Raw genomic sequence first — 26,818 nt, 5'->3', positions numbered from 1 at the left:
TCTATTTTTTCCCGTAAAAAATCTGACATTGTGCACCTGCCAGAATTTCATCAGGTGTGTATTGCGGTTATCGACCAAGGTACAGGCATTCCTGAAGACAAACGCAGCGATATTTTCAGTCCATTTGTACGGCTACAACAAGAGAAAAAAGGCTCAGGGCTCGGGCTATCTTTGGTCGCGCAGATTGTCAAAGCCCATGGCGGTAGTATCATCACCGACACAGTGCATGGTCATACCCGCTTTTTGGTCACATTACCTATCACCCAATCGTAACCGCTTTTAACTCTGCCTATAGTTTTGTCACAATTTTTTTTGCTTTTCTCCTTTATTATTTAATTAAACCCACCATTCGGCATTTATTTATTCGTTAAAGCGACTAAACGCTGACGACGAGCTGTGCTAAAATTACCTTCTTTTAGCCACTGCAAAATTTTTTATTATCATGATTACCATTGATAACGTTACCAAACGCTTCCAAACCCAAGATGGCAACTGGTTTACCGCGGTAGAGCCGACATCGCTCACAATCCAACAAGGCGAGATTTTTGGCTTGATGGGTTATTCGGGCGCGGGCAAATCCACCTTGCTACGCTTGATTAATTTACTTGAACGCCCAGATAGCGGCACGGTCACCATCGATGGCAAGGAGCTGACTTCGCTATCCACCCACGATTTGCGCCATGCCCGTCAAAACATCGGGATGATTTTTCAGCAGTTTAATCTGATGGCAAATCGCACGGTGGCACAAAATATTGCCTTTGCCCTAGAAATTGCCGGTTGGGAAAAAGCAGCCATCATGCCGCGGGTGATGGAATGCCTTGAAATTGTCGATTTGGTCAATCGCGCCAACCACTATCCCGCCCAGCTCTCTGGCGGTCAAAAACAGCGGGCAGGTATCGCACGGGCGTTAGCACCCAAGCCTCATGTAATGCTCGCCGATGAGCCCACCTCGGCGCTCGACCCTGCGACAACAAAATCGGTGTTAGCCTGTCTCAAGGATATTAATGACAAGTTTAACGTCACTATCGTGATTGTGACCCATGAAATGTCTGTGATTCGCAAGCTGTGTAACCGCGTCGCTCTGCTTGATAAAGGCAAATTGTTGGAAGTTGCTGACGTACATTCGGGGCAAATTCATGCCACCACGCCGATTGGGCAGCTGCTGATTAGTGATGATTAATGGCGCACAAACATCGTCGATGGCTGGATAATTTTTTAAGTTTTAAATTGAATCGTTGGGTAATTTCATGGCAAACACATTAACTTGGCAAAGCGCGGTTGATAATCTTTTGGGGATGAAGGCAGAAATTTGGCAAGCGTTTTGGGAAACGCTGATTATGGTGGGTATCTCAACGGTTGCGTCAGTCATCTTTGGTACATTGCTCGGCGTTGCGCTCTTTTTGACCAGTAAAAATCAGCTCGCCGACAACAAATCGCTGTATGCAGGACTTGGCAACTTTACCAATATCATGCGTGCTTTTCCGTTTGTGATTTTGATGATTGTGATTATTCCTGTCACTCGCCTCATTGTCGGTACCACCATTGGCCCAATCGCGGCATCGCTTGCTTTGAGTGTCGCCGGTATCTTCTACTTTGCTAGGCTCGTTGAGCAAAATCTGCGTGATGTGCCAAAAGGTATCATCGAAGCGGCGTTATCGATGGGTGCAAGTACAGGGACAATTATTCGTAACGTGCTATTGGTCGAGTCACGCTCAAGTTTGATTTTAAGTATCACTACCTTGATGATTAGTTTACTCTCTTACAGTGCGGCAGCGGGTATGATTGGGGGTGGCGGTCTCGGTGATTTGGCGATTCGCTATGGTTATAACCGCTACCAAAATGACGTGATGATTTTTATGGTGATTTTATTGGTGGTGATGGTGATTATCATCCAATCAGTCGGTAATATTTTGGCGCACCGTCTGGATAAACGTTAATTTTAGACGGTGGGGGTTTAAAAAATTGTTATTGATGGTTTTTCTAGGAATTATGAAAAAATTTCATATCCATAGCTTAACTCTCAATAACATTTTTTTTATAGGTATGTTAAGGTAAGCTGATTATTTTGTCCGTTTATTTTTTCATTTTTGGAGGAAGGTATGAAACTAACGCATTTATCAAGCCATATCGCGCAGCTATTAGCAACTGTAGGGGTTGCAGGGATTGCCCTAGTCGGTTGTAGCAAACCTGAAAGCAAAACCGAAACCACAGCACAAGCCAGCACCACCACCACAACTACAACAACGACCACCGCAAGCTCAACCACGACCACGGCAGCAGCAAGCACAGGTATTGACCCGAACAAATCTGAAATTGTGATTGGTACTACTGTGGGCGACTTTGGTGACATGGTCAAAAACTCTGTCAAACCGCAGTTAGAAAAACAAGGCTATAAGGTCAGATTGGTTGAATTCTCTGATTATGTGCGCCCAAATAAAGCCTTAGCCGATGGCGATATTGATATCAACGTGTTCCAACACAAACCTTATCTCGATACCTTCAAAAAAGACAACAATCTAGATATCGTTGAAGCCTTCCAAGTGCCTACAGCACCGCTTGGCATCTATCCTGGTAAATTAAACGATCTAAAACAAGTCAAAGACGGTACCACCGTGGCTGCACCGAACGATCCAAGCAACTTTGCACGCGCGCTGGTGATGCTCAACGAACTAGGCTGGGTAAAACTTAAAGCTAATATCGATCCACTGACTGCATCAAAAAGTGATATCGCAGAAAACCCAAAAAATATCAAATTGGTAGAGCTAGAAGCTGCACAATTACCACGTGCGCGTTCTGACGTTGACTTTGCAGTCATCAACGGTAACTATGCGACCAGCTCAGGTATCAAATTGACTGAAGCGCTGTTCCAAGAACCCAGCTATGCGTATGTCAACTGGTCAGCGATTCGCACCAAAGACAAAGACACACAATGGGTAAAAGACGTGACCAATGCGTATAATTCAGAAGAATTTAAACAATACGCCCACAAAACTTTCCCAGGTTATAAATACCCAGCTATCTGGGGTGAAAACCCTGCGACACCAGCAGCTGCCAGTGCAACCGCCTCTGCTGCCAAATAGTGGCAAAATTGGCATAAAAAAAAGAAGCATTCAGCTTCTTTTTTTATGGTTAAAATGTTTTATGGTCAAAACTCGTTAAGTGATTTTAAAACGCCTAAATTAACCAAAACCAATGAAACTGTTTACTCTGTAAACAGTTTATCTTCAATACTGCGACGCATTTTTTGCCCCGCTTTAAAGGTAACAACGCGGCGCGCTGTGACATGAACCATCTCGCCAGTCTTTGGGTTGCGACCTGGACGTTGGCTTTTATCCTTGATTTCAAAGTTACCAAACCCCGATAGCTTGACTTGGTGACCTTTGGTCAACGTCTCCGACAACTCTGAAAAAAAATTCTCCACAAATGCGCGGCTGTCTTGGCGCGTCATGCCCAAATTTTCCATCAAATGATTGATCATTTCTAATTTGGTTAAGGTTTTTCCTTCAACTTGCATATTCATTATCATACCCACCCTACTAAATGTTCCTATTCTAGCGATTCTAGCAAATACAGTCGATAGTTATTTTTACTTTAAAATCAAAGAAAAACATTGTATCGACTGTCATAATTTGCTAGTCCAAGATTACATACGTAGCGTTGCGTGATACTGCTCATGTAGCGCAGCGATGACAGCTTCCATTTGTGCATTAATACGCTCGTCAGAAAGCGTGGCTTCGACGTCTTGCCACACCAGTGCAAAAGCAAGCGATTGTTGGTTTTCAGGCAGGTTACTGCCAGCATATACATCAAACAACCACACATCTTTTAATAGCTCGCCCCCGACTTGTTTGATAGTATCCTTCATTGATTGCATAGCAATCGACTTATCTACCACTACAGCGATATCACGGCGTACTTGTGGGAATTTACTTGGCGTCATGATGGTCAATGCCTGCTGGTGCATGTCAATCACCGCCTGTAAATTCAGCTGTGCCACCCAACTGGTCGGCAAATCCAAGGCTTTGGCAATCTGTGGGTGCAACTGACCTAACCAGCCAATCACCTTGCCTTGATAGTGTACATCGGCACTTTGACCGGGGTGTAAAAACGGCTGCTCGCTACGTTGATAACGGATAGCAGACTGCGCAAACCGCGGAAAAACCGATTCGACGTCATTTTTTAGGTCATAAAAATCCATCACACGGCTGTCATGATGCTGCTCTGGATGAGTGCTGCCGACTGCCACCATCGCCAAGGTGTCCACTTGGTTTAAGCTTGCGATATCACTGCCATCAAAACGCAGACCCGTCTCAAACAGACGCACGCGGTTTTGTTGACGGTTTAAGTTATATTGCACACAAGGCAACAAACTAGACAGCAGGGTACGACGCATGACCGCTAAGTCACTTGAGATTGGATTGGCAAGCGCGAGTGGTGCAGCAAAATGCGCCCCATCAAACAAAGCTTCGACTTTGGCATCACTAAAACTAAAACTCACTGCTTCAAAATAACCTTGATTGACCAAGCTCATTTTTAAGTTATGCAGATCATTTTGGCGTTTATTGTCAAACAAGTTACTGGTAAACGCCGGCAGTTTGTTGGCAATATTGTTATAGCCATAAATGCGGGCGATTTCTTCAATCAAATCTTCGGGCAAGGCGATATCAAAACGATGGCTCGGCGGCGTGGCAACCAGATTTTCGCCTTGTACCTCGGTGCTGATTTGTAGACTCTCTAAAATCTCAATGGCTTTGTCGGTGGCGATATCCGCGCCTAACAATTTATTGATACTGACAATCGGTAGCGTCACTGGCGTACGTTTTGGCAGTTCAGCGGTGTTTTCAACCAGCGTGATTTGACCGACCTTAACCTCACTTGAGCCCTTGCCAAATGTTGCCAATAGATTGACCGCGCGGTCGAGTGCCAATTTTGGCAATTCAAAATCAACACCCCGCTCAAAACGCTGTGACGCATCGGTATGCAAGCCAAAACGGCGTGCTTTACCTGCAATCGCCAACTGTTTGAAAAATGCGCTCTCGATTACCACTCGGGTCGTGCTATCGGTCACTGCGGTGCGAAGCCCACCCATAATCCCTGCTAACGCAATGACACCTTGTTCATCGGCAATCACCAGCTCATCACCTTGTAAGGTAATGGTTTGCTCATTTAAAAGCTCAAGGGTTTCGCCTTTTTGGGCATGGCGCACGATAATTGCGCCCACCAACTTGTCGGCATCAAACGCATGCAGCGGCTGACCGAGCTCAAGTAATACGTAATTGGTAACATCCACCAGTAGATTACGTGGCTTGACGCCTGAGGCATTCAGGGCTTGTTTCATCCAATCAGGTGATGGCGTGGTGCCTGTCAGCCCACTGACCAATTGCGCGTAATAACGCGGGCAGTCCGTGGTCTCCACGCTAACCGCTTGGCTAGCGTTGTCGGTCACAGCTGCGGTGATGTTGTCAAAGGGCAGTTGAAATGTTAAATCATTGAGCACGGCAAGCTCACGGGCGATACCGCGCACACTAAAACAATCCCCCCGGTTTGGGGTAATTGAAATATCTAGCACATGATTGTCTAAGCCAAGATACGCTCGTATATCCATGCCAATGGGCGCATCATTTGGCAAAATTAACAAGCCATCAACACCATCATCACAGTCAATCTCACTACCACCGCACAGCATACCGTGCGATTCTACGCCGCGCAGTTTACCTTTTTTAATGTTAAAGGGTTCATCCCCTTGTGCAGGCGGCAGTTTGGCGCCCACCAGTGCCACAGGTACACGCACACCAACCGCGACATTAGGTGCACCGCAAACGATTTGTAGGGGTGCTTCGCTATGCTCACCGACATTCACTTTGGCAACGCGCAGTTTATCGGCATCGGGGTGTTGGGTGACGTCAATCACTTCACCGACCACCACACCACTAAAGTCTTTGGCGACTTTATCCAAGCTATCAAGCTCTAAGCCTGCCATCGTCAGTTGTTCGCCAATTTGCTCAGCGCTTAAGTTTGGGTTTGCCCATTGGCGTAACCAGTTTTCGCTAATTTTCATTGTTTTCCCCTAAGCAAACTGCTTTAAAAATCTGACATCATTTTGATAGAACAAGCGTAAATCATTTACCCCATAATACAACATGGCAAAGCGTTCAATCCCCATCCCAAATGCAAAGCCTTGGTATTTGGTCGGGTCAATACCGCTATCGGACAACACTTTTGGATGCACCATACCGCAGCCCATCACTTCTAGCCACTTGCCCCCACCTGCATAAGTATCGGCAAGGATATCCACTTCTGCAGACGGCTCAGTAAATGGAAAATACGATGGGCGAAAACGCACCGTGAGCTTGCGACCAAAAAACGCCTGCAAAAACTCATGAATCAAGCCTTTTAACTCAGCAAAATTAGTCGATTCGCTGACGTACAAACCTTCAAGCTGATGAAACATCGGTGAGTGCGTTTGGTCGCTGTCGTTGCGATACACGCGTCCTGGGCAGATGATACGAATCGGCAGGTTGCCCTTTTCCATCGTGCGAATTTGCACCGAACTGGTATGGGTACGTAGCACATAATTGGCATTAAAATAAAACGTATCGTGCATGGCGCGCGCTGGGTGATGGCTTGGAATATTTAGCGCTTCAAAGTTGTAGTAGTCGCTCTCAACCTCAGGACCTGTTGCGACTTCAAAGCCTGCTTGACGGAAAAACCCTTGCATACGCTCAGCGGTCATAGTGACAGGGTGCAAATTACCCGCTTGTTGTCCACGCGCTGGCAGGGTGATGTCAATGGATTCACTGGCAAGCTTGGCAGCCAAGGCTTTGGCTTCTAAATCGCTTTGCGCTTGTTGTAGGCTGTCATTGATTTGGGTACGTACTTGATGCAGCATACCGCCGATGGTCTTTTTGCCGTCGGCATCGAGTCCGCCTAGCTGTTTTGACCAGGTGGTCAAATGGCTTTTTTTGCCGGTTAAAGTCACGCGGATGTTTTGTAGATCTTGGGGGTTTTGTGCGGTGCTGATTAAGGCTTTGGCATCGTTGATAAATTGGGTGAATTGGTCTTGGGTGATATCGGTTAAATTTTCAGAATATTGGATAAGTTTGTCAGTCGTTATTTCTGTCATGAGCGTTGCAATCTTGGTTATCAATAGTGATAGGCATTTTAACTAAAATATGGCGATAAAAAAAGCCATTAAGCTTGCACTTAATGGCTTTTTGAAAAATCGCTTTAAAACAAATTAAGCAGCCAGTGCTTGTTTTGCTTTTTCTGCCAATGCCGTAAAACCTTGCGCATCATGCATAGCGATGTCTGCTAATACACGGCGGTCGATTTCGATGCTGGCTTTTTTCAGACCATTGATCATACGGCTGTAGCTTAAGCCATTTAAGCGCGCACCCGCGTTGATACGTGCAATCCATAAACGGCGGAATGAACGTTTTTTGTTACGACGGTCACGATACGCATATTGACCAGCTTTGGTAACTGCTTGTACAGCAACACGGAACACACGAGAACGCGCACCGTAATAACCTTTTGCACGAGCTAATACTTTTTTATGACGGCGATTTGCCTGTACACCACGTTTTACACGAGCCATAATTTACTCCTAAAGTTTTGTAATATCAGTTGATTGAATACCTATAAATTATAGGTAAGGACACATACGGTAAACACGTTTCTCATCAGACACGTGTACCAATTTGCATCCACGTAATTGACGGATACGCTTAGGAGATTTTTTGGTCAAAATGTGGCGTTTGAATGCTTGTTTGCGTTTGATACCGTTACCAGTTTTTTTGAAACGCTTGGCAGCACCACGGCGAGTTTTTAATTTCATGATAGCCTCTTGTTCGTTTTTGACAAGGATTAAACATCTTTATCAAGTGAAGTTAACCTGTTTGTCAAAAAATCCTCATCACACTGGATTTTTTGCCTTGAGGTGGGAGGCGGTATTTTATCAAAAACCATTGGTGAATGCACGCTATTGTTATCACTAATTTTTCTTTGACATCCATTTTATTGATGCTACTTTAATATTTCTCTACTATAATAGATAAATTATTATTAAGGGCTGTTTGTAGAATACTTAAAAAATAAATTATATCAATTACTTAGCATAAAGACTTGGTAAATCTATCACGGAATTACATTAATTAAGTTAACAACTTAGTTTATGAAAACTGCGGTTAAATTGGCTAAAAGTGATAAGTGAGCCCTATTTTGGACACAGTTTACGTTAGTTTGTTTAACCTTAAGGTATTTATCGGGCTCTTAAGCTTCTGAAAAGTTTAATGTGTAATACTCTTTCATCTTTATCAACATCATGAGGTTAGAATTCTTGTCAGCTTTAAGCAAAAATATTGAAGTTGCCCATTTCGTGTTTGAGACCGTCATGCGCGTGCGCAATACCGAAATTGGATTAGGACAACACTTAACGGTTGAAAATTTGGTGGCATTGCTTACCGAAGCCCGTTTTCGTTTTTTATATTCAAAAGGCATTAAAGAGGTTAATGCTGAGTACCAAGGCTTGGTCATTAATCATATCGAGACCCAAATCCTTGATCGGGCACGGGCGCGTGAAGAACTATTGTTTGAGGTTGGCGTACAGCATTTAACCGATTTAGGTGGTGATTTTGTGTTTAAAGTCTCGCGAATGTTTGATGGGTCATTGGTAGCGTATGCCAAAATGGGCTTTGTGGCGTATGACTATCGTCAAAGCCAAGAAATCGCGTTATCAGCTACCATCAAAGAAGCCTTAGATGTGAAACCCTTTGAGATTTAGGGCTTGATGAATTATGATAAATGCCCGCATCGTTTGATGGGTGCTTTTTTTTGGCTAAGGCTTGCATAGTATGATACAGGGCGTGAATATGGATTGGCTAGATACACTAAAATTTGATGACAATGGGCTCATGCCTGCAGTCGCTCAAGATTTTCATACAGGGCGCATTTTGATGATGGCATGGATGAATCGCGAGTCATTACGTCTGACTGCCGAAAAAATGCAAGCGGTGTATTGGTCACGCTCTCGCGGTAAATTATGGCACAAAGGCGAAAGCTCTGGGCATTTTCAGCAAGTCCATGAAATCCGTCTAGATTGCGATGCTGATGTGATTGTGTTGTCAGTCACCCAAGTGGGAGGGATTGCTTGCCACACGGGTCGGCAGTCCTGTTTTTATCGTCTGCTTGCCGATGACCGCGGACAGCTACAATGGCAAACTACTGATGCGGTCATTAAAGATCCTGATGCGATTTATGGTGACAACGCCAAACCGATTCCTGAACACTCGCCGCTTTCAAGCAGTTCGACACAAACAAGTAATCCAACAAAAACAAGCAATGCGACACAAACCGCTACGACGTCAGCGGATATTTTAACCGCGTTAGATGAAGTATTGATTGGGCGTAAAAATGCCAATCCTGATAGCTCATACGTGGCAAGCTTATACCATAAAGGTATCAACAAAATATTAGAAAAAGTCGGTGAAGAAACCACTGAAGCCATTATCGCGGCCAAAGATATCAACATTGCCAATGATACTCCTTATGAGACCGTCGCCGATGATACCGCGGTGAAAGATTTGGTGTATGAAATTGCTGATGTTTGGTTTCATACAATGGTCACATTAGCATGGTTTAATATACCGTCTTGGGCTGTCACCAATGAATTGGCAAGACGTTTTGGCTTATCGGGTATCGACGAAAAAGCCGCACGTCAAATCTCTTAAGTAATAGCCCTTAAGTGATCGCCCTTAAGTAAACGCCACTAAACAGTCGATAATTCCTGAGTATTGCTCGCTAACAGTGCGAAAAATTCGCCATGTTTCACACCGTTTTTTGCACAGTTATGCCAACGCAATGGTTATGTGTTACACTGCAAATTCATATTGTCCTCACCCCTATTGTCAAGGTTAATCAAAGGATATTCTCATGGGTAGTTTCTCAATCACACATTGGTTAATTTTACTGGTTGTTGTTGTGGTCATTTTTGGCACCTCAAAACTGAAAAATGCCGGTAAAGATTTGGGTGGTGCCGTTAAAGGCTTTAAAGATGCGGTCAAAGATGAAAACGAACAGCATCTGAACAAAAACCGTGTCCTTGAACACGAAAAAGCTGAGCTCAATACCACGCAGACCCAACAAGATAAACATAACGTTTAAACCCTAGTCGTTACTTTTTTCTTTGGTTTTTAATCCCTAGCTGCCACGGTTGTTATGTTTGATATAGGTTTCTCCGAACTACTGTTATTTGGGGCGATTGCACTGATTGTGCTGGGCCCTGAAAAACTCCCCCAAGCGGCGCGTACTGCAGGTCAGTGGTATGCCAAATTCCGCCGTACGGTTGCAACATTGCAATCAGAAATTGAAGCTGAGCTTGACCTTGCCGAAACGCGCAAGCAAATGCAGCTTGAGCTGGAAAAAATCCGCCAAGCTGAAGTTGATATGAAGCGTGAGATGGAAGCCCTTCGCAGCAGTGTGAGCGAACTACAGCAACATGGCAAAGTGCCTTCGATGCAAGCTCACAATACCCAGTCGGCTGATACAACCCCTAATCTTGGTCATGATACTAACGCAGTTAGCCTACCTACTGAACAAACCAGTCATGAACCTCCCAGTCATGAACCAACCAATCATTTAGCTGAACCAACAACAGATACCACCGCGCTGTTACCAGACAAGCCACTAAACCATTCACTAGACAAGCCATCTGACGAATCTTCTCTGGTAGAAATCAAAGCAGATGATTATTTGCTGGGTCTAGAAGCTGATATCGAAGCCGATGCAGTGGCTAAAGACTTACATGAAGCCTTATTCGCTGCCACCGAGCCAATGTATTATCGTTGGTTTTTGCTCAGTGATTATGACCGTGTCAGACGTCTTCCCAATCCACCGTTTTTACCCAATTATCAAGCCGATCCGCTACTGCACCAGTTGCCAAGTTTGGGTGGAGTTGCCCAGTGACCAAGCTTATCAAAACCAAAAAAACGCCTGAACAATTAGCCATTGAACAAGCTAAAGATGATAAACCATCGCAAGACAACACTTTGGTAGATATGCCCATCACTGAGCATTTGATTGAACTGCGCCGTCATTTGATTCACGGTTTTGCGGCGGTGTTGGTGATTTTTTTGGCATTGGCGGGCTTTTCGCGGGAAATCTACGATATTTTTTCCGCCCCGTTAACGGCGTTGTTGCCAGTCAATTCTTCTATGATTGCAACCGATATCACTTCGTCATTTTTGGCACCGATTAAATTGACGCTGTATCTGGCTGTTATCTTGGCGATGCCGTATATTTTGTATCAGATTTGGTCCTTTATCGCACCAGGGCTGTATAAGCATGAAAAACGTATCGCCCTACCCGTGCTATTGTCATCGGTGATTTTGTTTTATCTGGGGATTGCGTTTGCCTATTATGTCGTGCTCAAAAGCGTGCTGGCTTTTTTTATCAAATTCTCCCCCGACAATGTGCTACCGATGACCGATATCGAAAGCTATCTAAATTTTGTGCTCAAGTTGTTTTTGGTGTTTGGGGCGACCTTTGAGATTCCTGTGTTGACACTGCTACTGGTGCTGGCTGGGGTAGTGACGGTGGATAGCTTGGCGCAAAAACGCCGTTACATCATCGTGGGTTGTTTCGGTATTGCGGCATTGGTGACACCGCCAGATGGCTTATCGATGGTGATGCTGGCTATCCCGATGTGGTTATTGTTTGAACTCGGTCTAGTCATGGCGCGAATATTGGTGAAAGAAAAAGCGTTATTACAGAAAGACCGCTAATCTGGCTGGATAACGCTAAAGCCTAGTCAACCTCTCATTCATCCCCGCTTAGTAAATACAGGTTGAGTGAATAAAGGTTTAGTAAATAAAGGTTCAGTAAATAAAGGAAACTGAGCAAAACTTGCCAAATTTTGCTAAAATAGCTCACTTTTCTGTTAGCAATGGCCTTATGTCAAACCCGAGCGTTATCCCCACCCAATCCCCTGTCCACAGCCCGACCCAACGCCCAACGGGTGAGCAGCAGCAGGCTGTCGATATGGCACTCACTCGCCAGTCGTTTAAGGTGGTGGCGTATGCAGGCGCAGGCAAAACCACCACGCTTAACCTGATTGGCAATCAGCTACGTGGTCGTGGGATTTATTTGGCATTTAACAAAGCGATTGCTGCAGAAGCGCAGCGCAAATTTCCCCACCATGTCGACTGTCGCACTTTTCACTCATTGGCATTTCGTCATACCGCTCGCGATATCACCGCAAAACTACAGCTACCGCGTTTTTCTCCCAGTCGCCTTGCCTCAGATTTGGGCTTGACCCCTGTGCAAGTCAAACGCCAAATTGAAGGCAAAAGCCAGTTTGTGACCTTAACGCCAGAGCGACAAGCGCGATTTGTGTCCGATGCGGTAAGCACGTTTTGTAGTACCCATGCCAGTTACCCCGCGCCGCGCCATTTGCAGTTTCCTGACTGGTTGGTTGCCAGTGAAGCTGAGCAGCTGCGCGATACCTTATACCCGTATGTAGAGCGCCGTTGGCAGCAGTCGATTGACCCGCGCCACCCTGCCGGGATTGGGCATGATATTTACCTCAAACTCTGGGCGCTATCCAAACCGGTGATTCCTGCGGATTTTATTTTATTTGACGAAGCGCAAGATGCTGACCCTTTGATGATGGGGATTTTGTCCAATCAGCCCAACCAAGTTATCTATGTGGGTGACGCGCATCAGCAAATTTATGAATGGCGCGGCGCTGTCAATGCCATGAAGCGCCTGCCGCTACCACAAACCTTGCTCACCCAATCGTTTCGATTTGGCGACCGAATTGCTGATGTGGCGAATGGTTTCTTAAAAGCGCTACAAGAAGAGGTGCCACTGCGCGGTAATCCTGCGATGGCGTCTACCTTAGGCAAAAGTATGGTGCATGGTAAAAAAGATGCCATTCTTTGCCGTACCAATGCCAGTGCGATGGTCAATCTGTTATCTGGGCTTAAAATGGGACATAAAGTTGCGCTACAAGCTGATACAGACCGTTTGCTCAAATTTAGCCAATCTGCCGAACGGCTAAAAAAAGGACAAGCGGCGTATGGTGTGCCTGAGCTTGCCTATTTTAATAATTGGCGCGACGTGCAGGATTATAGCGAGACGAACGAAGGCAGCGATTTAAAAACCCTGGTCAAACTGGTCGATGAACATGGCACCGAAACGCTAAACCAAGCGATCAACAGCTTGACCACACTGGATAAAGCCGACTATATCATCTCTACCGCCCATAAAGCCAAAGGGTTAGAATGGTCACGGGTGCAAATTGACGATGATTTTTATTATGATGTGACTTCTCAGGCGGTAAAAATCTCCCCCGAAGAGTTGCGACTGCTGTATGTCGCCTGTACGCGCGCCAAAATTAATTTGGATATTTTTAATATTCAAGATTTGATTCACGGACTCAAAGATAAAAAGGTGATTTATGGCTAGTCACTTATCGCAGTTTAGCCCCGATTTTACCCAGCCGCAAATCGTCCTTGCGCCGATGGAAGGACTGACCGACCCATTGATGCGGGATATTTTAACCAGTATCGGGCATTACGACTGGACAGTGAGTGAGTTTGTTCGCGTCACCCAGCACGTCCTGCCCGCGCATGTGTTTTACAAATTTGTACCCGAACTTTTGCATGAGGATGGTTTAAAAGGCAAAACCATTCACGGCACGCCAGTACATGTCCAGTTACTGGGCAGTGAGCCTGATTTGATGGCAGGTAATGCCGTCAAAGCGGTCGAGCTTGGTGCGTTAGCCATTGATATTAACTTTGGTTGCCCTGCTAAAACTGTCAATAGTCACCGCGGTGGCTCGGTGTTGCTCACCGAACCTGAAACCCTGTATAAAATCATCCATGCGGTACGCCAAGCCGTGCCATCGGATACGCCTGTATCAGCAAAAATCCGACTCGGCTATGAAAATACTTCACTAACCCAAGAAATCGGCGATGCGGTGCAATCAGCCAATGCCAGTTGGCTGACCATACATGCCCGTACCAAAACCCAAGGCTATAAACCCCCAGCCTATTGGGAGTTAATCGCGCCCCTAACACAGCGGTTAAGCTTACCGATTATTGCCAATGGCGAAATTTGGCAGACTGAGCAAGCCATGCGTTGCCGCCAACAAGCCAACACCCCACATATTATGCTTGGACGTGGTGCGGTCACTCGTCCTGACTTAGTCAATCAAATCAAAGCGATGGATAAAGGTGACAGGGCAGAAAATATGGCTTGGCAAGCGCTACTTAAGCTACAAATTGCGTTTTTGCAAGGACATGCCCGTAGCGACAATATGCTGGTGGGACGTTACAAACAATGGCTTGGCATGTTGACCCAAGGCTATGAAGAAGCCAGCGAGCTTTGGCAAACGGTCAAAAGACAAAAACAGCTTGAGACCATTGTTGCGATGCTGCAAGCACAATCCCAAGCTGGCGATTGCTCATAGCAAATTAGCTCAACCGTATCGCTAGATAAAACAACATCAGCGGACAAGCTAGGCTAAGCGACCAAATAATTGAGCGAAAGGTTGCCCAATTGGCAATATACGCCAACCCATAAATAATCCGTAATATCACATACAACCACGCCAACTGGGTCACCACTGACAACGGTACAAAAAATAGCAATGCCACAATCACCGCTGCCAAGAATACCGGCAAGGTTTCATAGCTATTTTGCTGCGCGGCATTGGCACGCGCTGCCGCGCCCGTTTGTTTACCCAAAAACTCGCGCGGATTGGCATTGTCTTTGCTTTTAAATCCGCCAAAGAGCTTTGCCAATATCGCAAATACCAAGGGCAATAAACTGGCGACCATCATTGCCAATACTACGCTGCTATTGGTGGCAGGAACAGCACTTAGATAGGGAAACATGCCGTTATTCCCTACCCTTTAACCGTTTCATGAGTCATTTTACTAGGTGTTTCATCAATGATTTCATAGTCATGGGTGATTTTGACACCGCCATTTTCTAGCATACGACTGGCTGAACAGTATTTTTCTGCCGATAACTCGATGGCTTTTTTAACCTGCGCTTCTCTGATGGCGCTACCTTTGACCACAAAATGCAAATGAATATCAGTAAATACCGCAGGAATCGTGTCGGCACGCTTAGCCGATAGCTGACACTCAACATCGCTCACCGCCTGACGGGCTTTTTGCAGGATACTGACCACATCATAACTGGCACAGCCGCCAAGCCCCATCAAAACCATTTCCATAGGTTTGGCACCCAATTTTTCGGTTGAATCCATGATAATTTTATTGCCGTTTTCGGTCACGGCTTCAAAATTAATGTCTTCGTTTTTTAACCAATTTACTGTTGCTTTCATACTATCCCCAGATGCTTATAATTTTTAAAAAAATATTTTGTATAAAATCAAGCGATATTATGCGCTTTTTATGTCCGTGAAACAATTTATAGCAAATAAACATTACACTTTTGACATAAAAACTGGTTTAATAGTGGGTAATAAAGGCAGTGATTACATTGTCCATGTTTTTTAGCAATAATAATAAAATAAGCGTCTGTTGGTATGAGATGGGTTTATGCCCGATGATTTGATTGACCAAAACTTTAATAATGGTCTGCAAGGATGTGTGTAAACCTTGCGACCCAAAAAACTTGATAATGTGATTGCCTGCCAATTTTAACCATTAAATTGAAGGTAATCGTCATGATTGATGCAGACGGCTTTCGAGCCAACGTAGGTATCATCTTGGCAAATACACACGGACAAGTACTGTGGGCAAAACGCGTGGGTCACGATGCTTGGCAATTTCCACAAGGCGGCATTGATTTTGGTGAAACGCCGCTTGATGCAATGTATCGGGAATTGTGGGAAGAAGTCGGATTGTACCCTCAGCATGTCAAAGTGTTGTCACAAACCCAAAATTGGCTGCGTTATCGGTTGCCAAAACGTTTTGTACGACAAGGACAATATCCTTTGTGTATTGGGCAAAAACAAAAATGGTTTTTGCTCCAGCTAGATGAGAACAATGTAGAACATATCCGTTTTGATACGGCAAAACCTGAATTTGACCGCTGGGAATGGGTCAGTTACTGGTATCCACTTAACCAAGTGGTGGCATTTAAACGTAATGTATATCGCCGCGCCTTGTTTGAGTTATCACCGCAGTTGCCACTCAAAAAAGAATTGTTACTACCGAAAAACGTAAAAATTCATTCCTATTAAACCTAAACAAATAAACCCAAAAAAAGCTCACTTCGGTGGGCTTTTTTTGGCGTATTGTTAGTGACTGTCTAGTATGTCCCATTCCAGCCAATAAAAAACCCTTCGCGATTGCAAAGGGTTTTTGATAATAAGCGATTAAACTTATTTTTTGTTACGACCTGCAAATGCGCCGAAACGTTTGTTGAAGCTTGCCACACGACCTTCGTTTTGGGTTTTACGTTGTTCGCCAGTATAGAATGGGTGTGAGGCACTTGAAATATCGAGTGCGACGTATGGGTATTCTTTACCTTCGTATTCGCGAGTTACTTTTGATTTGATAGTAGAGCGAGTTAAAAAGTAAACGTCAGCGTTGGTGTCGTGGAATAAAACTTCTTGATAAGCTGGATGGATATCTGCGCGCATGGTTAGGTCTCTAGTCATTATCCTGCCCTTTGGTCTGCAGTTAGTATGCGTGGCATGAATCTTTATTTTGCTAAAAATTCACCCAAACACCCAACCGATTAAAGCCAACACAGGATGGATTGATAAAATTGGAAGCCGAATTTTACTAGATTTGCTTTATTTTTGCAAGTTATTTCCACTGCAGCCATTTGGTGAGGCTTGTATTTTCACCCGCTAACAGCGTCCATATTAGCGGTTGTTTAACATGCGAGTCGCTCACGGGTGGCACTTCAAGCACCAGCAGCTCATCACGGCGAAATACATGACACACGGCAGGGTCTTCACTAATTGTTTGGGTTTTAGCCGTAGATTTTAGCCATTTTTCGCTCGCCTTTAACCCATCAATTGCCACGATGACGTCATTAGCAGAAATCCCTGCAGCGGCGGCTTGGCTATTTCGCACAACACGTTGCACTTTTAACCCAGTAGGCTCGCTCATATATTTCATGCCCCAAGTAATATCATCGTCTTTTTGCTCAATACTCACACCCTGTTCTGACAACAGTTCAAATAGCGGTAATTCTGTGGTGCCGTCGATATAATTGGCTCTAAAATCTTGCCAAACCTCTTTGGGTAAACATTCATTCATGACGTCATCTAGATTGGCGTCCGTCATACCAAAACGGCGATTATCTTGGGCTTTGGCTTTATCATAAAAAACTTTTATCACATCAAAAATACGTTTGCCATGGTTTATCAAAGTCAAGTCTAAACATAACGCCACCAGCGCGCCTTTGTTGTAGTAGCTAATCCCGGCATTGGCGGTGTTCTCATCGCTACGATATAGTTTTATCCACGCATCAAAGCTTGATTCTGCCACGCTTTGCAAGGCGCGCCCGTGGGTTTGATAGTAGCGATTGATTTGTTCGGCAAGTAGCTTTAGATAGCTATGTTGCGAAATAACCCCGCTTTTTTGTAGCATAAAATCATCCACATAACTGGTAAAGCCTTCAAACACCCATAGCAAGGTGGTGTAAGTCTCTTGGTTAAAATTGGCGGTTAAAAAGACTTCGGGACGCACGGTTTTAACCCACCACGCATGAAAATATTCATGGCTACACAAGCCCAAAAAGCGTTGATAACTCTCGCTTGGCTCAGCTTGTTCAAAAAATGTGGGTAGGTCATCTCGTGGGGTAATCAAACTGGTACTGGCAAGGTGCTCAAGCCCGCCATAGTCGCTTGAAGTTGCTATGGTCATAAACAGATAATCATCAAACGGCGTATCACCGAGCCAATCGACATAGCTTTGACAAATTTTGCTAAGGTCAGTTTCTAGCCGTTCAAGGTCGCTGTGGTGTACGCCAGAAATCACAAATCGGTGGGGAATGGTGTTTTCGCCACTTTTTACATCGAACCAAAATTCATCTTGCTCAGCGATTTCAAACGGGCTGTCGGTGAGTTGCTCGTAGTTGTCGGCAGTTAGCTGATAGATGGTTTGTTCGGCTTGTTGGTGCATTTTTTCGGGTAAAACAGTGGCTAGGCTGACTTCCACGCCGTTTACCTCATAAAAGTCTTGCGGGCAAATGAGTTCGGCTTTAATCGCTTGGTTTTCTTGCCCTTGTACCGCTAATGCTAGGGAGGTGAAGTTGCCGTACAGGCGAGTTTCATCGACATATGCCCCACGCACGGATAAGTCATAAGCATAGACTTCATAAGTGACGCTAATGCGGTCGCCTTGTTTGGCGTGGATTTGCCAGTGGTTTTTATCAAGTTTTTTAAGGCGTTGATTGTTCTTGGCGTTGGGGTCATGGATGGTGGCAGTGACTGCCGTAATGTGTTTGCTAAATTCTCGAATCATATAACTACCCGCAATCCAAGCAGGTAGCCAAACGATTGGGTTGTCGTTGTCCGCAGTAAACGTAAGCGTGACATCGACAAGGTGTTCGCGGAAGCGTTTAAAGTCGAATTGATAATGAATTTTGTTCATGATATTTTCTTTTTCAATTTTACGAAATTTTAAATAGATGCTAGGATAAAACAAAATTTTAACCCAAATTTTGTTTTTAGACCGAATTTTCTACAGGCAATCAACGATGAATTATTACAAATTGGATTTTTTCTAAGTTTTTTAACTTAGGAAAAATCTATTATGCAAAAACTTGAAAAAACTCACAAAAAAACCAAAGTTCAATATCGCAGTTCTGGGCGTAAGAAAATCTATTTTCCGTGGGAAAGTTGTCGTTATCCAAATTTACGCAATCAGATTTATAGCTACTTTAGAACGCAACAAGAACGCTCATTTCATTATTTGCACAAAGCGGAATATTGGGACTATAACATCAAGCTACGCCCCAAGCGTGGTAAGCATTTACCGCATATTTGGGATGACAAACCAACTTATGCGTTCAAATATGCAAAAAGTTGGAAACACAATTCTAAACGCCGTCATCAATGGTATCGTGAAAAAGATGGGTTTCGTGAAAAAATGCAATCTGATTACATTTTAACAGATTGATTTTGAGGATTTGCAACTTTATAATAAAGACAAGGAGTGGGCTAACGGTTTCCCGAAAGCCCCAGCGTTTTAGTTGTTCCAGCAACTGCCACGCTGTCTTGCGTCCGTCTAATAAGCGTTACTGCTTAACAGCATTAGGACAACAAGAACGATGATGATTAAACAGCGTTTCATCGTTCTTTACTCCGTTAAGTGTTAAGTCCAAGCTTAACGGCTCGTTTAGCATAACGTCACGCCAAACTCTGCTATTATATTTTTATGCTTGCAAAAAAGCCATATCAAAGCGATATGGCTTTTTTCATTTATAAATCCCCAAATTTCAACTTATCATGCCAATGTTTGTAATCGGGCATGACTCGTGCCACCTGCGCCCAAAATCGTGCCGAATGATTAGGCTCAATCAGATGACAAAGCTCATGCACCAACACATAATCCGCGCAGTCTGGCGGGAATTGCGCCAGCCAAACGGACAAGCGAATGGTTTTGGCTTGGGTGCTACAACTGCCCCATCGGGTTTTCATGGTATAGGGCGTGATTCTGCTGGCGGATTTACCCACTTTGTCTTGCCAAAAGGCTTGGCGGTTTTGGATAAATTGAGTGAGCCAAAATTTATAAATATGGCGTAAGGTTTTGGCAATATCCAATCGCGCCAGTTCGCTTGGTTTTATGTGGTGTTTTAACAATAAGTCTCTAAGCACAACCTGTTGCCCTTCAAAATAAATGTTGCTTTCAAGGGTCAAATTTGCCAAATCTTTAACATCATTGATATAGGCAGGTTTTTTGGCTTTAAGTTGTTTAAGTTTTCGTTGTTTTTGCTGACAATCAATTGCCCATGCAAGGCGATGTTCAAGCGATTGCATCAGCAGGTGTTGTGGCATACGCATGGGGTAAGACACGCTGAGCAAGCTGGTAAACGGTGCTTCATCAATCGATTTGATACGAAAGTTGATATGTTTGACCCGTTTGCTTTCAATCGCAAGTTTGATACCTTGCTCAGCGTAGGCGGTGAGTACAGTTTGCATAAATTTTAGCAATTATTGACGCAAATAATGCTCAAAAATCGCCCCAAAGTCATAATTACGAATGGTCTTTAAACGCTCGCCATAGGCATTTTCTACTTGTGCGACAGTTTGGTTGATGACATCCGGCAAATTGAGCACCACGTTTTCTGACAATTCGCGTAAGCTAAACATACTGGTGACGGTATTAAAGGATTTTTCTAGCACCGTTTCTTCATGGGCAATGCGTTTGCACTGCTCGCTAATCGCAGTCAGCGCCTTATAGATGTCGCGGATTTGCTCGATTTGATTTTTGTCGATATCAATCGAAAACGCCACACCGCCCAAGCTAAATTTTAGCTCAGCATCCATATCCATCGTGCCTGCGGTCTCAATCATGATATTGGCGGGCTGAAAATTGCGGTACGGATAGCGTTTTAGCAAGCGTTTTTTACTGGTCGCCGACTGCCCATCAAGGTGGATAAAGGCGACATTGGTAAAGCAATATTCGTCCATTTTTGACTTAATCACAAAATAAATGCGCTCGTTATCTTCATGAAAAATATAGTCATCAATATCGGTTTGGTTAAACTGACTGGCTGGGATGATTTTACCGATGTCACTTAAACCCAATGCATCTGAGGCAAGATTTTTAAACATAGTCACTTCCTGTTTTATCCATAAAAATTGTTAAAAACGCTGTCTGTGCGAAAAACTGTTTTCGATAACATAACACAAATATCACATTGGCAACATAGATGTCATGCTGATTACTGGCTATGATAACGCCATAACACTGATAATAAACAATAAATGAAAATGAAGGAACAACAATGAAAGCCAAACCAACATCTAGCAATTTGACCGATATTGATTCGGATAGTTTTACTGTGCAATTGGATGATGAATCCTTGTCATCAAGCCATATTGAAGCGGGTGAAAGTGGTTTGACCCCGATTCATCGCCAAAATATTGATGAGCAGCGGATTGATGAATTACTGGTTGAGGATAGCTTTAGCGAAGAGCACTATCCGACTATTGGTGATATCGCTGACCCTGATGCCGCAGATGAAAGTTATAAAGACTGATTTTCTGTTCTGAAATTTTTTGTATTTAAAGGTCAAAAAGAAACACCAAAAAGGTTGGTAAGCTACCAACCTTTTTTATTAGCTTGCTGTTAATAAGACTTGCTATTAATGCGCTTAATAATCCGCTTTAATCTCAAGCTTTAACAATAAGTCTTAATACCATCCTTGCAGATTTTGTTGCCACGCTTGCACGTGTGGCAATGCCAATGATTCAAACAAGTCAATATGCGCAGCATCTACATTAAGTGCAGGGATATAATGATAATCCCCACCGCCATTGGACTGGAATGTCTCTCGATTTTCGACTGCCAACTCTTCTAACGTCTCTAAGCAATCTGCCGAAAATGCCGGACTTAGCACCTGCACTGACTTGATCCCTTGCTTGCCCCACTCGGTTAAGGTGACATCCGTATAGGGTTTGACCCATTCTTGCTTACCAAAGCGTGATTGAAAACTACATTCCCACTCATGACGCTCAAGCCCCAACACTTGCGCCAAATGCGCTGCCGTACAGCGACAGCGTCTGGCATACGGATCGCCTTTTTGCTCATATGGCTCTGGAATCCCGTGAAAACTCAATAGCAGTTTTTCAGGTTTGCCATGTTCATCTTGGAAGCGTTTGACGCTCTGGGCCAAGGCTTGGATGTATTGCGGATGGGCAAAATAATCTTTGACAAAGCTGATGCTGGGTAAATTACGCTGCTTAAGCCCCCATTTGGCGACGACATCAAACACCGCGCCAGTGGTGGAACCGGAAAACTGCGGATAAGCTGGCAACATTACGATTTGCTCTACTTTTTTGGCATTTAGTGCCGATAGCACATCTGTTAACGCAGGTTTGCCATAGGTCATGGCAGCATGGACGCTTACTTTGCAAGGCAGTTGATGTTGGTCAAAACGCTGCTGCAACAAGTCCACTTGGGCAAGCGTGATTTTACGCAGTGGGGAATCACCGTCCCACACGCTAGCATAGGCGTGGGCAACCCGTTTGGGGCGACTGCGTAGCACAAACAAGTTTAAGATGATTTGCCAGATAAACTGCGGGATTTCAATCACGCGCGGATCGGACAAAAATTGTTTGAGATAGCGGCGCACCGCTGCTTCAGTTGGTGCATCGGGTGTTCCCAAATTCACAAGGACAACGGCAATTTCAGGTGGGTTGCTTGGCTTCATAATTTGTCTTTAATCCAAAAAATCATAAAAAAAGTGGGGTTAAGATTAGCATATTTACTAAGGTGCGCGTACTGGATAATCACCTAAAATTGCTCAATTGTTGCATTTTTTAAGCTATATTTGAATCAATGACAACCTATCCCACCCATCACCAGTAGGGCATCCACTAGGCGAGAATTTTGTTCAGAGGATACGGGGCTTTTAGCATGACTTTTAACAGGTCTTTCAAAGATTGCGTTTTGTGAGGGGCTGCTAGCTGACTCACCGTCTGATTGGTGGTTATGCTGTTTGGGCTGGTGGCTTTGGTGGCTGTTTGGATGGCTGACCATTGTATCGCTTGTAACTGTACTAGCATTGGCAGCCAAAACCGATGTTGGCTGATGAAACGCTAAATACGTCAATGCCAAAAATCCCGTGAGCGCCAATCCCGTGAGCGATAGGAATGTATGGTGGGGTGATGATGCTAAATTTGGCATTTGAATTCCAAGTTGTGATAACCCATATAAACCCTTACAATAGCTATACTTTTAATGCGTTATCAATCAAAAATTAGTGAGAAAGCGGGTGAGCACACAGCAACACAAACCACATGCCAAGATTTTACCTGAAGCTGAATTGACTGTCCCCAAAAATTTTGACGACGATCATCCTATTAGTTTTGCCAAATCTGGTGGCAAATCTGTGGGTATCGTCACACCGCAAAAAATTCATTTTGATACCCCATTGACGCTAGAATGCAATCGCACGCTGCCGTTTTTTGATTTAATGGTGGAAACTTATGGCGAGCTCAACGCCGATAAATCCAATGCGATATTGATTTGTCATGCGCTATCGGGCAGTCATCATGCGGCTGGCTATCATAGCAGCGATGATAAAAAAGCCGGCTGGTGGGATACTTTTATCGGTCCTGGCAAAGCGATTGATACCACGCGTTTTTTTGTGGTGTGTCTTAACAACATTGGTAGCTGCTACGGCTCGACCGGTCCAACCAGTACCAACCCAGAAACCGGCAAGCCGTATGGTCCAGATTTTCCCTTAGTCACCATCAAAGACTGGGTAAAAACACAAGTCATGCTCTCTGACTATCTGGGCATTGACATTTGGCATGCCATTGTTGGTGGCTCAATGGGCGGCATGCAAGCCATGCAGTGGTCAATTGACTATCCGGGTCGGCTGAAAAAATGTGTGGTCATTGCCAGCACGCCCAAGCTGTCTGCGCAAAATATCGCCTTTAACGAAGTGGCACGCCAATCGATTTTATCCGATCCTGATTTTTGTGAAGGACGCTATATCGAGCAAGGCAAAATCCCCAAACGCGGCTTGATTTTGGCGCGTATGGTCGGTCATATCACTTATCTCACCGATGAAGCGATGCGGGTGAAATTTGGACGCGATTTGAAAGCCGGCAAGCTGATGTTCAATTACGATGTAGAATTTCAAGTGGAAAGTTATTTACGCTATCAAGGTGAGCAGTTTAGTGAACGGTTTGATGCCAATACCTATTTGCTGATGACTAAAGCCTTGGATTATTTTGACCCGGCGCGCGGCGCGATTGCGGATGACAGTCTCAATGATAGCTTGACTGATACCGATGCGCTACGGTTGGCATTGGCAAATACCCAATGTAAGTTTTTAATTATATCCTTTACCACCGATTGGCGGTTTAGCCCAGAGCGCTCGCAAGAAATTGTGGATGCGCTAATTGCCAATGGTAAGCCCGTAAGCTATATCAATATCGATGCCGCCTATGGGCATGATTCGTTTTTGTTTGATATTCCGCTGTATAATCAAGCCGTTAGGAATTTTTTAACCGCTTAATTTTGGAAAATAGCCATGCTTATCATTGATGAAGAACAGAAATTTGGCATCTTATGGGAAAAGGTGTGGACTTCGGAAGATAAAGATTTTATTTATGGTGTTGTTCAAATCATCATTGATGATGAAGTTTTTCCCAAAAAAATGTCTTTTAATGACACCATAAATGTGGTTTTTCACAACATGAAAAAGTCTTTTTCTCAGCCTTATTACTTTCCAGGAAACACAGGTGAAGAACTTGGCTCAAAGCCTGTCACAAGTAGCCAATTAAGTTATGGCGAAGTGACTGACATTTTTCAAATCGAATTAGCCGATATTGGAATGTGTCATGATGGATGGAATAATTACGGTAGTTTAGTTTTGAATCTAGGTTATGACGGTGAGTTTGAACGCTTATTTTATAGTGAAGATAATGGCGAAACTTTTCGTGAACTTCGTTTAAAACGGGGAACAGTTGAAAAAGTTGTCATGAGCTTACCCGACAAATTACTAGATAGTTAAAATATAAAAATCAAAAAGGTAAAAAATGAAAATCGACCATCAACTTGCTGAACGCTGGATCAAACCCAATGCCAAAGTCTTGGATTTAGGCTGTGGTAACGGTGATTTACTCGCGCATTTGCAAAATAAATTGGGCGTGTTTGGCTATGGTATCGAAATCGACCAAACTAAAATCAATGACTGTGTTACCAAAGGCGTCAACGTCATTGAGCAAGACTTAAATGATGGGTTAGCGCGGTTTGCCGACGCAAGCTTTGATACGGTGGTGATGGCGCGCGCCCTACAAGCGGTTAAAGAACCAGACCAACTCCTCCTCGACATGGTACGTGTTGGCAAAGAAGTGATTGTCACTTTCCCTAATTTTGCACATTGGCAAAACCGTATTCACTTGGGTATCAAAGGTATGATGCCAATGTCTGAAGCCCTGCCGTTTGCTTGGTACAACACGCCCAATATTCACTTGTGTACCTTTAAAGACTTTGAAAAGCTGTGTGATGACAATGACATCCGCATCATCAATCGTTTTGCGGTACAAGAAAGTGAAAAGCCCTATCCTTGGCTACTTGCACAAATCATCCGCAAAAACCCCAACTTACTTGCCGATGTGGCCATTTATCGGGTTACCAAAAACTAAGCTGTTTTATCGCTGATTCTATGCCTATGAAAATTTGGTAAGCGGATAAATTATAGTCTAGTCTAACAATATGTCACAAAAGTAAAGCCCTACACGACACCAAGTGTCGCAAGACTTTGTTTCCTCTGTGAAATATTGTAACAACTGTTTACATTTTCCCTTAAATATTTGAAACGCAAAGCAAACAGTGTTAACCTAAAACAATCAAAAGATTGCGTTATCCTATTAAAACATAACGAACAGCTAAATCATTGTAAAATTTAAGATTTTCTGTTAATTCGTTTACCTATTTATTAAGTTATTTTATCTAAACCTAGGCAAGCTTGCGATGGCTGCAGCTTGATACTCGGAGTTGGTTATGAAATTATTAAAAGTCACCGTATTAACTGCATTTTTAGGCTTATCTGGCGTTGCAAGCGCTGAACTGGTTGCCAATATTCCACTCAATGGCTCACGCTATGACAGCATGGAACCGATGGCATTACTAAGCCAAGCTAAATCTGGCAACCAACAAGCCCAATTCTTCCTAGCCAAACGCTACCAAAAAGGTCTCGGCATTCAGCAAAACTTCCAACAAGCCATCCAGTGGTACACCACCGCCGCCAAACAAGACATTGCACCTGCACAATTAAATCTTGCCATGATGTATATCCGTGGCGAAGGCGTGCAGCCTAATGCTGGGCAAGCGCGTTATTGGTTAGAAAAAGCGGCAAAACTGGGTGATAACCGTGCCAGCTATACCCTAGCCATGCTAGATGAAAAAGAAAAGAAATTGGTCGATGCCTACAAATGGTATGACCTAGCGGCTCGAGACGGCATGCTATCAGACCAAGTACGCACCCGCGCGCAAAGCAAAATCGGTCAATTGGCATTAAACTTGTCCTCACAAGACATCGCCACTGCACGTAGCCGTGCGGATTCTTGGTTCCAAAGCAAGTAAATTTAATACAACGAATGTTTGGTTAAGTGTTAACCTAACCATTAAAGTCTATGAAACCCTAGTATTTACTAGGGTTTTTTGTTTTTATGGGTTAAATTAATCAAGATTGCTCGGCGCGCATTGATTGTATGAAATCGCGCATTTATCCTCTGTTGCCGTAAAACCACCGACTTCAGGCGGTGGATATAAGGCAACTCCGTAACCATGCTTACGCACAAAATTTTGCTAAATGTGTTAAAATAAACCCATGAAAACACTCAAGTTACGCATACGAGATAAACACGCAGACCAATTAAACCGCCTAAGCGGTTCAGTCAATTTCGTGTGGAATTATGTCAATGATTTGAGTTACAGACACCTACAAAAAACTGGCAAGTTCTTTAGTGCTTATGACCTAAACGACTACACCAAAGGTAGCGGTGAACTACTTGGCTTACACAGTCAGACCATCCAAGCCATCAACGAAACCCACGCCAAAAGCCGTAAACAATTTAAAAAGGCTAAATTATCATGGCGAACCAACAACCCAAACTCTAAGCGTAAAAGCTTGGGTT

General features: G+C 44.0%; 32 protein-coding genes. 19 read left to right on the top strand and 13 right to left on the bottom strand.

Features of this window, described 5'->3' with window-relative positions:
- The 4 genes from RTR63_RS07855 to RTR63_RS07840 all read left to right on the top strand — a co-directional run.
- A partial coding sequence (locus tag RTR63_RS07855; RefSeq protein WP_312523602.1) for a sensor histidine kinase occupies positions 1-273 on the top strand: 273 nt, incomplete at its 5' end.
- A 169-nt stretch (positions 274-442) separates the two neighbouring features.
- Positions 443-1,180: a methionine ABC transporter ATP-binding protein gene (locus RTR63_RS07850; RefSeq protein WP_050324973.1), complete on the top strand. Its 738-nt coding sequence runs from the start codon at positions 443-445 to the stop codon at positions 1,178-1,180.
- 67 nt (positions 1,181-1,247) lie between these two features.
- Positions 1,248-1,937, top strand: coding sequence for a methionine ABC transporter permease (locus RTR63_RS07845; protein ID WP_007115396.1), 690 nt, complete (start codon positions 1,248-1,250; stop codon positions 1,935-1,937).
- A gap of 162 nt (positions 1,938-2,099) precedes the next feature.
- Positions 2,100-3,080, top strand: coding sequence for a MetQ/NlpA family ABC transporter substrate-binding protein (locus RTR63_RS07840; protein WP_312523601.1), 981 nt, complete (start codon positions 2,100-2,102; stop codon positions 3,078-3,080).
- 122 nt (positions 3,081-3,202) lie between these two features.
- On the opposite strand, the gene RTR63_RS07835 is transcribed toward RTR63_RS07840, so the two are convergent.
- From RTR63_RS07835 to rpmI, 5 genes are all read right to left on the bottom strand, one after another.
- Positions 3,203-3,520 (bottom strand): integration host factor subunit alpha, encoded by a 318-nt coding sequence (locus tag RTR63_RS07835; protein WP_007117206.1) that lies wholly within the window; start codon positions 3,518-3,520, stop codon positions 3,203-3,205.
- Positions 3,521-3,643: 123 nt separating this feature from the next.
- Entirely contained in the window at positions 3,644-6,058 is a 2,415-nt protein-coding gene (gene pheT / locus RTR63_RS07830; RefSeq protein ID WP_312523600.1) for a phenylalanine--tRNA ligase subunit beta, read from the bottom strand.
- Between the two features lie 9 nt (positions 6,059-6,067).
- A complete protein-coding gene (gene pheS, locus RTR63_RS07825; RefSeq protein ID WP_219300461.1) occupies positions 6,068-7,123 on the bottom strand; it encodes a phenylalanine--tRNA ligase subunit alpha in 1,056 nt (351 codons plus the stop codon).
- 114 nt (positions 7,124-7,237) lie between these two features.
- Positions 7,238-7,597 carry a 50S ribosomal protein L20 gene (gene rplT / locus RTR63_RS07820; protein ID WP_007117209.1) on the bottom strand — a complete coding sequence of 120 codons (360 nt, stop codon included), beginning with the start codon at positions 7,595-7,597 and terminating at the stop codon, positions 7,238-7,240.
- 48 nt (positions 7,598-7,645) lie between these two features.
- Positions 7,646-7,840, bottom strand: a complete 195-nt coding sequence (gene rpmI / locus RTR63_RS07815) for a 50S ribosomal protein L35 (RefSeq protein ID WP_036604595.1) — start codon at positions 7,838-7,840, stop codon at positions 7,646-7,648.
- 498 nt (positions 7,841-8,338) lie between these two features.
- On the opposite strand from rpmI, the gene RTR63_RS07810 reads away from it, so the two are divergent.
- From RTR63_RS07810 to RTR63_RS07780, 7 genes are all read left to right on the top strand, one after another.
- Positions 8,339-8,782, top strand: a complete 444-nt coding sequence (locus tag RTR63_RS07810) for an acyl-CoA thioesterase (RefSeq protein ID WP_312523599.1) — start codon at positions 8,339-8,341, stop codon at positions 8,780-8,782.
- A 70-nt stretch (positions 8,783-8,852) separates the two neighbouring features.
- Complete coding sequence (gene hisI / locus RTR63_RS07805; RefSeq protein ID WP_312523598.1) at positions 8,853-9,728, top strand: phosphoribosyl-AMP cyclohydrolase; 876 nt, start codon at positions 8,853-8,855, stop codon at positions 9,726-9,728.
- A gap of 202 nt (positions 9,729-9,930) precedes the next feature.
- Complete coding sequence (gene tatA, locus RTR63_RS07800) at positions 9,931-10,161, top strand: Sec-independent protein translocase subunit TatA (RefSeq protein ID WP_007117213.1); 231 nt, start codon at positions 9,931-9,933, stop codon at positions 10,159-10,161.
- A 54-nt stretch (positions 10,162-10,215) separates the two neighbouring features.
- A complete protein-coding gene (gene tatB, locus RTR63_RS07795; protein WP_312116568.1) occupies positions 10,216-10,962 on the top strand; it encodes a Sec-independent protein translocase protein TatB in 747 nt (248 codons plus the stop codon).
- 92 nt (positions 10,963-11,054) lie between these two features.
- Positions 11,055-11,780, top strand: coding sequence for a twin-arginine translocase subunit TatC (gene tatC, locus RTR63_RS07790; protein ID WP_312116639.1), 726 nt, complete (start codon positions 11,055-11,057; stop codon positions 11,778-11,780).
- A 169-nt stretch (positions 11,781-11,949) separates the two neighbouring features.
- Entirely contained in the window at positions 11,950-13,464 is a 1,515-nt protein-coding gene (locus RTR63_RS07785) for a UvrD-helicase domain-containing protein (protein WP_312523596.1), read from the top strand.
- Entirely contained in the window at positions 13,457-14,470 is a 1,014-nt protein-coding gene (locus RTR63_RS07780; protein WP_312523595.1) for a tRNA dihydrouridine synthase, read from the top strand. The genes RTR63_RS07785 and RTR63_RS07780 overlap by 8 nt, the downstream gene beginning before the upstream one ends.
- A 4-nt stretch (positions 14,471-14,474) precedes the next feature.
- Here the strand turns inward: RTR63_RS07780 and RTR63_RS07775 are convergent, their stop codons facing one another.
- Positions 14,475-14,897, bottom strand: coding sequence for an MAPEG family protein (locus RTR63_RS07775; RefSeq protein ID WP_239741422.1), 423 nt, complete (start codon positions 14,895-14,897; stop codon positions 14,475-14,477).
- Positions 14,898-14,908: 11 nt separating this feature from the next.
- The gene (locus tag RTR63_RS07770; RefSeq protein ID WP_312523594.1) at positions 14,909-15,355 is read right to left on the bottom strand and encodes an OsmC family protein; all 447 of its coding nucleotides are present in this window, start codon (positions 15,353-15,355) and stop codon (positions 14,909-14,911) included.
- Between the two features lie 345 nt (positions 15,356-15,700).
- Here RTR63_RS07770 and RTR63_RS07765 point away from each other — a divergent pair, with 345 nt between their 5' ends.
- The gene (locus tag RTR63_RS07765; protein WP_036596083.1) at positions 15,701-16,219 is read left to right on the top strand and encodes an RNA pyrophosphohydrolase; all 519 of its coding nucleotides are present in this window, start codon (positions 15,701-15,703) and stop codon (positions 16,217-16,219) included.
- Between the two features lie 141 nt (positions 16,220-16,360).
- Here RTR63_RS07765 and RTR63_RS07760 read toward each other — a convergent pair whose 3' ends face one another.
- Together RTR63_RS07760 and RTR63_RS07755 are read right to left on the bottom strand one after the other, a co-directional pair.
- Positions 16,361-16,621, bottom strand: coding sequence for a type B 50S ribosomal protein L31 (locus RTR63_RS07760; protein WP_007117222.1), 261 nt, complete (start codon positions 16,619-16,621; stop codon positions 16,361-16,363).
- 169 nt (positions 16,622-16,790) lie between these two features.
- A complete protein-coding gene (locus RTR63_RS07755; protein ID WP_239741418.1) occupies positions 16,791-18,587 on the bottom strand; it encodes a M61 family metallopeptidase in 1,797 nt (598 codons plus the stop codon).
- Between the two features lie 162 nt (positions 18,588-18,749).
- Here RTR63_RS07755 and RTR63_RS07750 point away from each other — a divergent pair, with 162 nt between their 5' ends.
- Complete coding sequence (locus RTR63_RS07750) at positions 18,750-19,115, top strand: hypothetical protein (protein WP_007117225.1); 366 nt, start codon at positions 18,750-18,752, stop codon at positions 19,113-19,115.
- A gap of 302 nt (positions 19,116-19,417) precedes the next feature.
- Here RTR63_RS07750 and RTR63_RS07745 read toward each other — a convergent pair whose 3' ends face one another.
- Entirely contained in the window at positions 19,418-20,137 is a 720-nt protein-coding gene (locus RTR63_RS07745; protein WP_050324945.1) for a M48 family metallopeptidase, read from the bottom strand.
- A gap of 12 nt (positions 20,138-20,149) precedes the next feature.
- Positions 20,150-20,773 (bottom strand): PH domain-containing protein, encoded by a 624-nt coding sequence (locus tag RTR63_RS07740; protein WP_312523592.1) that lies wholly within the window; start codon positions 20,771-20,773, stop codon positions 20,150-20,152.
- 173 nt (positions 20,774-20,946) lie between these two features.
- Between RTR63_RS07740 and RTR63_RS07735 the strand changes: the two genes are divergently transcribed.
- The gene (locus RTR63_RS07735) at positions 20,947-21,201 is read left to right on the top strand and encodes a hypothetical protein (protein WP_007117228.1); all 255 of its coding nucleotides are present in this window, start codon (positions 20,947-20,949) and stop codon (positions 21,199-21,201) included.
- A gap of 153 nt (positions 21,202-21,354) precedes the next feature.
- On the opposite strand, the gene hemH is transcribed toward RTR63_RS07735, so the two are convergent.
- On the bottom strand, positions 21,355-22,374 hold the full coding sequence (gene hemH / locus RTR63_RS07730; RefSeq protein WP_312523590.1) for a ferrochelatase: 1,020 nt from the start codon (positions 22,372-22,374) through the stop codon (positions 21,355-21,357).
- A 125-nt stretch (positions 22,375-22,499) separates the two neighbouring features.
- Positions 22,500-22,850: a hypothetical protein gene (locus tag RTR63_RS07725; protein ID WP_157819345.1), complete on the bottom strand. Its 351-nt coding sequence runs from the start codon at positions 22,848-22,850 to the stop codon at positions 22,500-22,502.
- A 175-nt stretch (positions 22,851-23,025) separates the two neighbouring features.
- On the opposite strand from RTR63_RS07725, the gene metX reads away from it, so the two are divergent.
- From metX to RTR63_RS07700, 5 genes are all read left to right on the top strand, one after another.
- A complete protein-coding gene (metX, locus tag RTR63_RS07720; RefSeq protein ID WP_312523603.1) occupies positions 23,026-24,192 on the top strand; it encodes a homoserine O-succinyltransferase MetX in 1,167 nt (388 codons plus the stop codon).
- A gap of 15 nt (positions 24,193-24,207) precedes the next feature.
- Positions 24,208-24,690 (top strand): Imm42 family immunity protein, encoded by a 483-nt coding sequence (locus RTR63_RS07715; protein WP_312523589.1) that lies wholly within the window; start codon positions 24,208-24,210, stop codon positions 24,688-24,690.
- A 25-nt stretch (positions 24,691-24,715) separates the two neighbouring features.
- Positions 24,716-25,324 carry a methionine biosynthesis protein MetW gene (metW, locus tag RTR63_RS07710; RefSeq protein WP_007117232.1) on the top strand — a complete coding sequence of 203 codons (609 nt, stop codon included), beginning with the start codon at positions 24,716-24,718 and terminating at the stop codon, positions 25,322-25,324.
- 358 nt (positions 25,325-25,682) lie between these two features.
- On the top strand, positions 25,683-26,264 hold the full coding sequence (locus tag RTR63_RS07705) for a tetratricopeptide repeat protein (RefSeq protein ID WP_007117233.1): 582 nt from the start codon (positions 25,683-25,685) through the stop codon (positions 26,262-26,264).
- A gap of 247 nt (positions 26,265-26,511) precedes the next feature.
- Positions 26,512-26,818: transposase (locus tag RTR63_RS07700; RefSeq protein ID WP_312523588.1), on the top strand; the 307-nt coding region annotated here is incomplete at its 3' end.

Source organism: Moraxella sp. CTOTU47724 (assembly GCF_032014955.1).
Taxonomy (GTDB): Bacteria; Pseudomonadota; Gammaproteobacteria; order Pseudomonadales; family Moraxellaceae; genus Faucicola; species Faucicola tetraodonis.
Note: the sequence above shows the minus strand (reverse complement) of the source record. Positions and strands in the feature narration are given on the sequence as shown.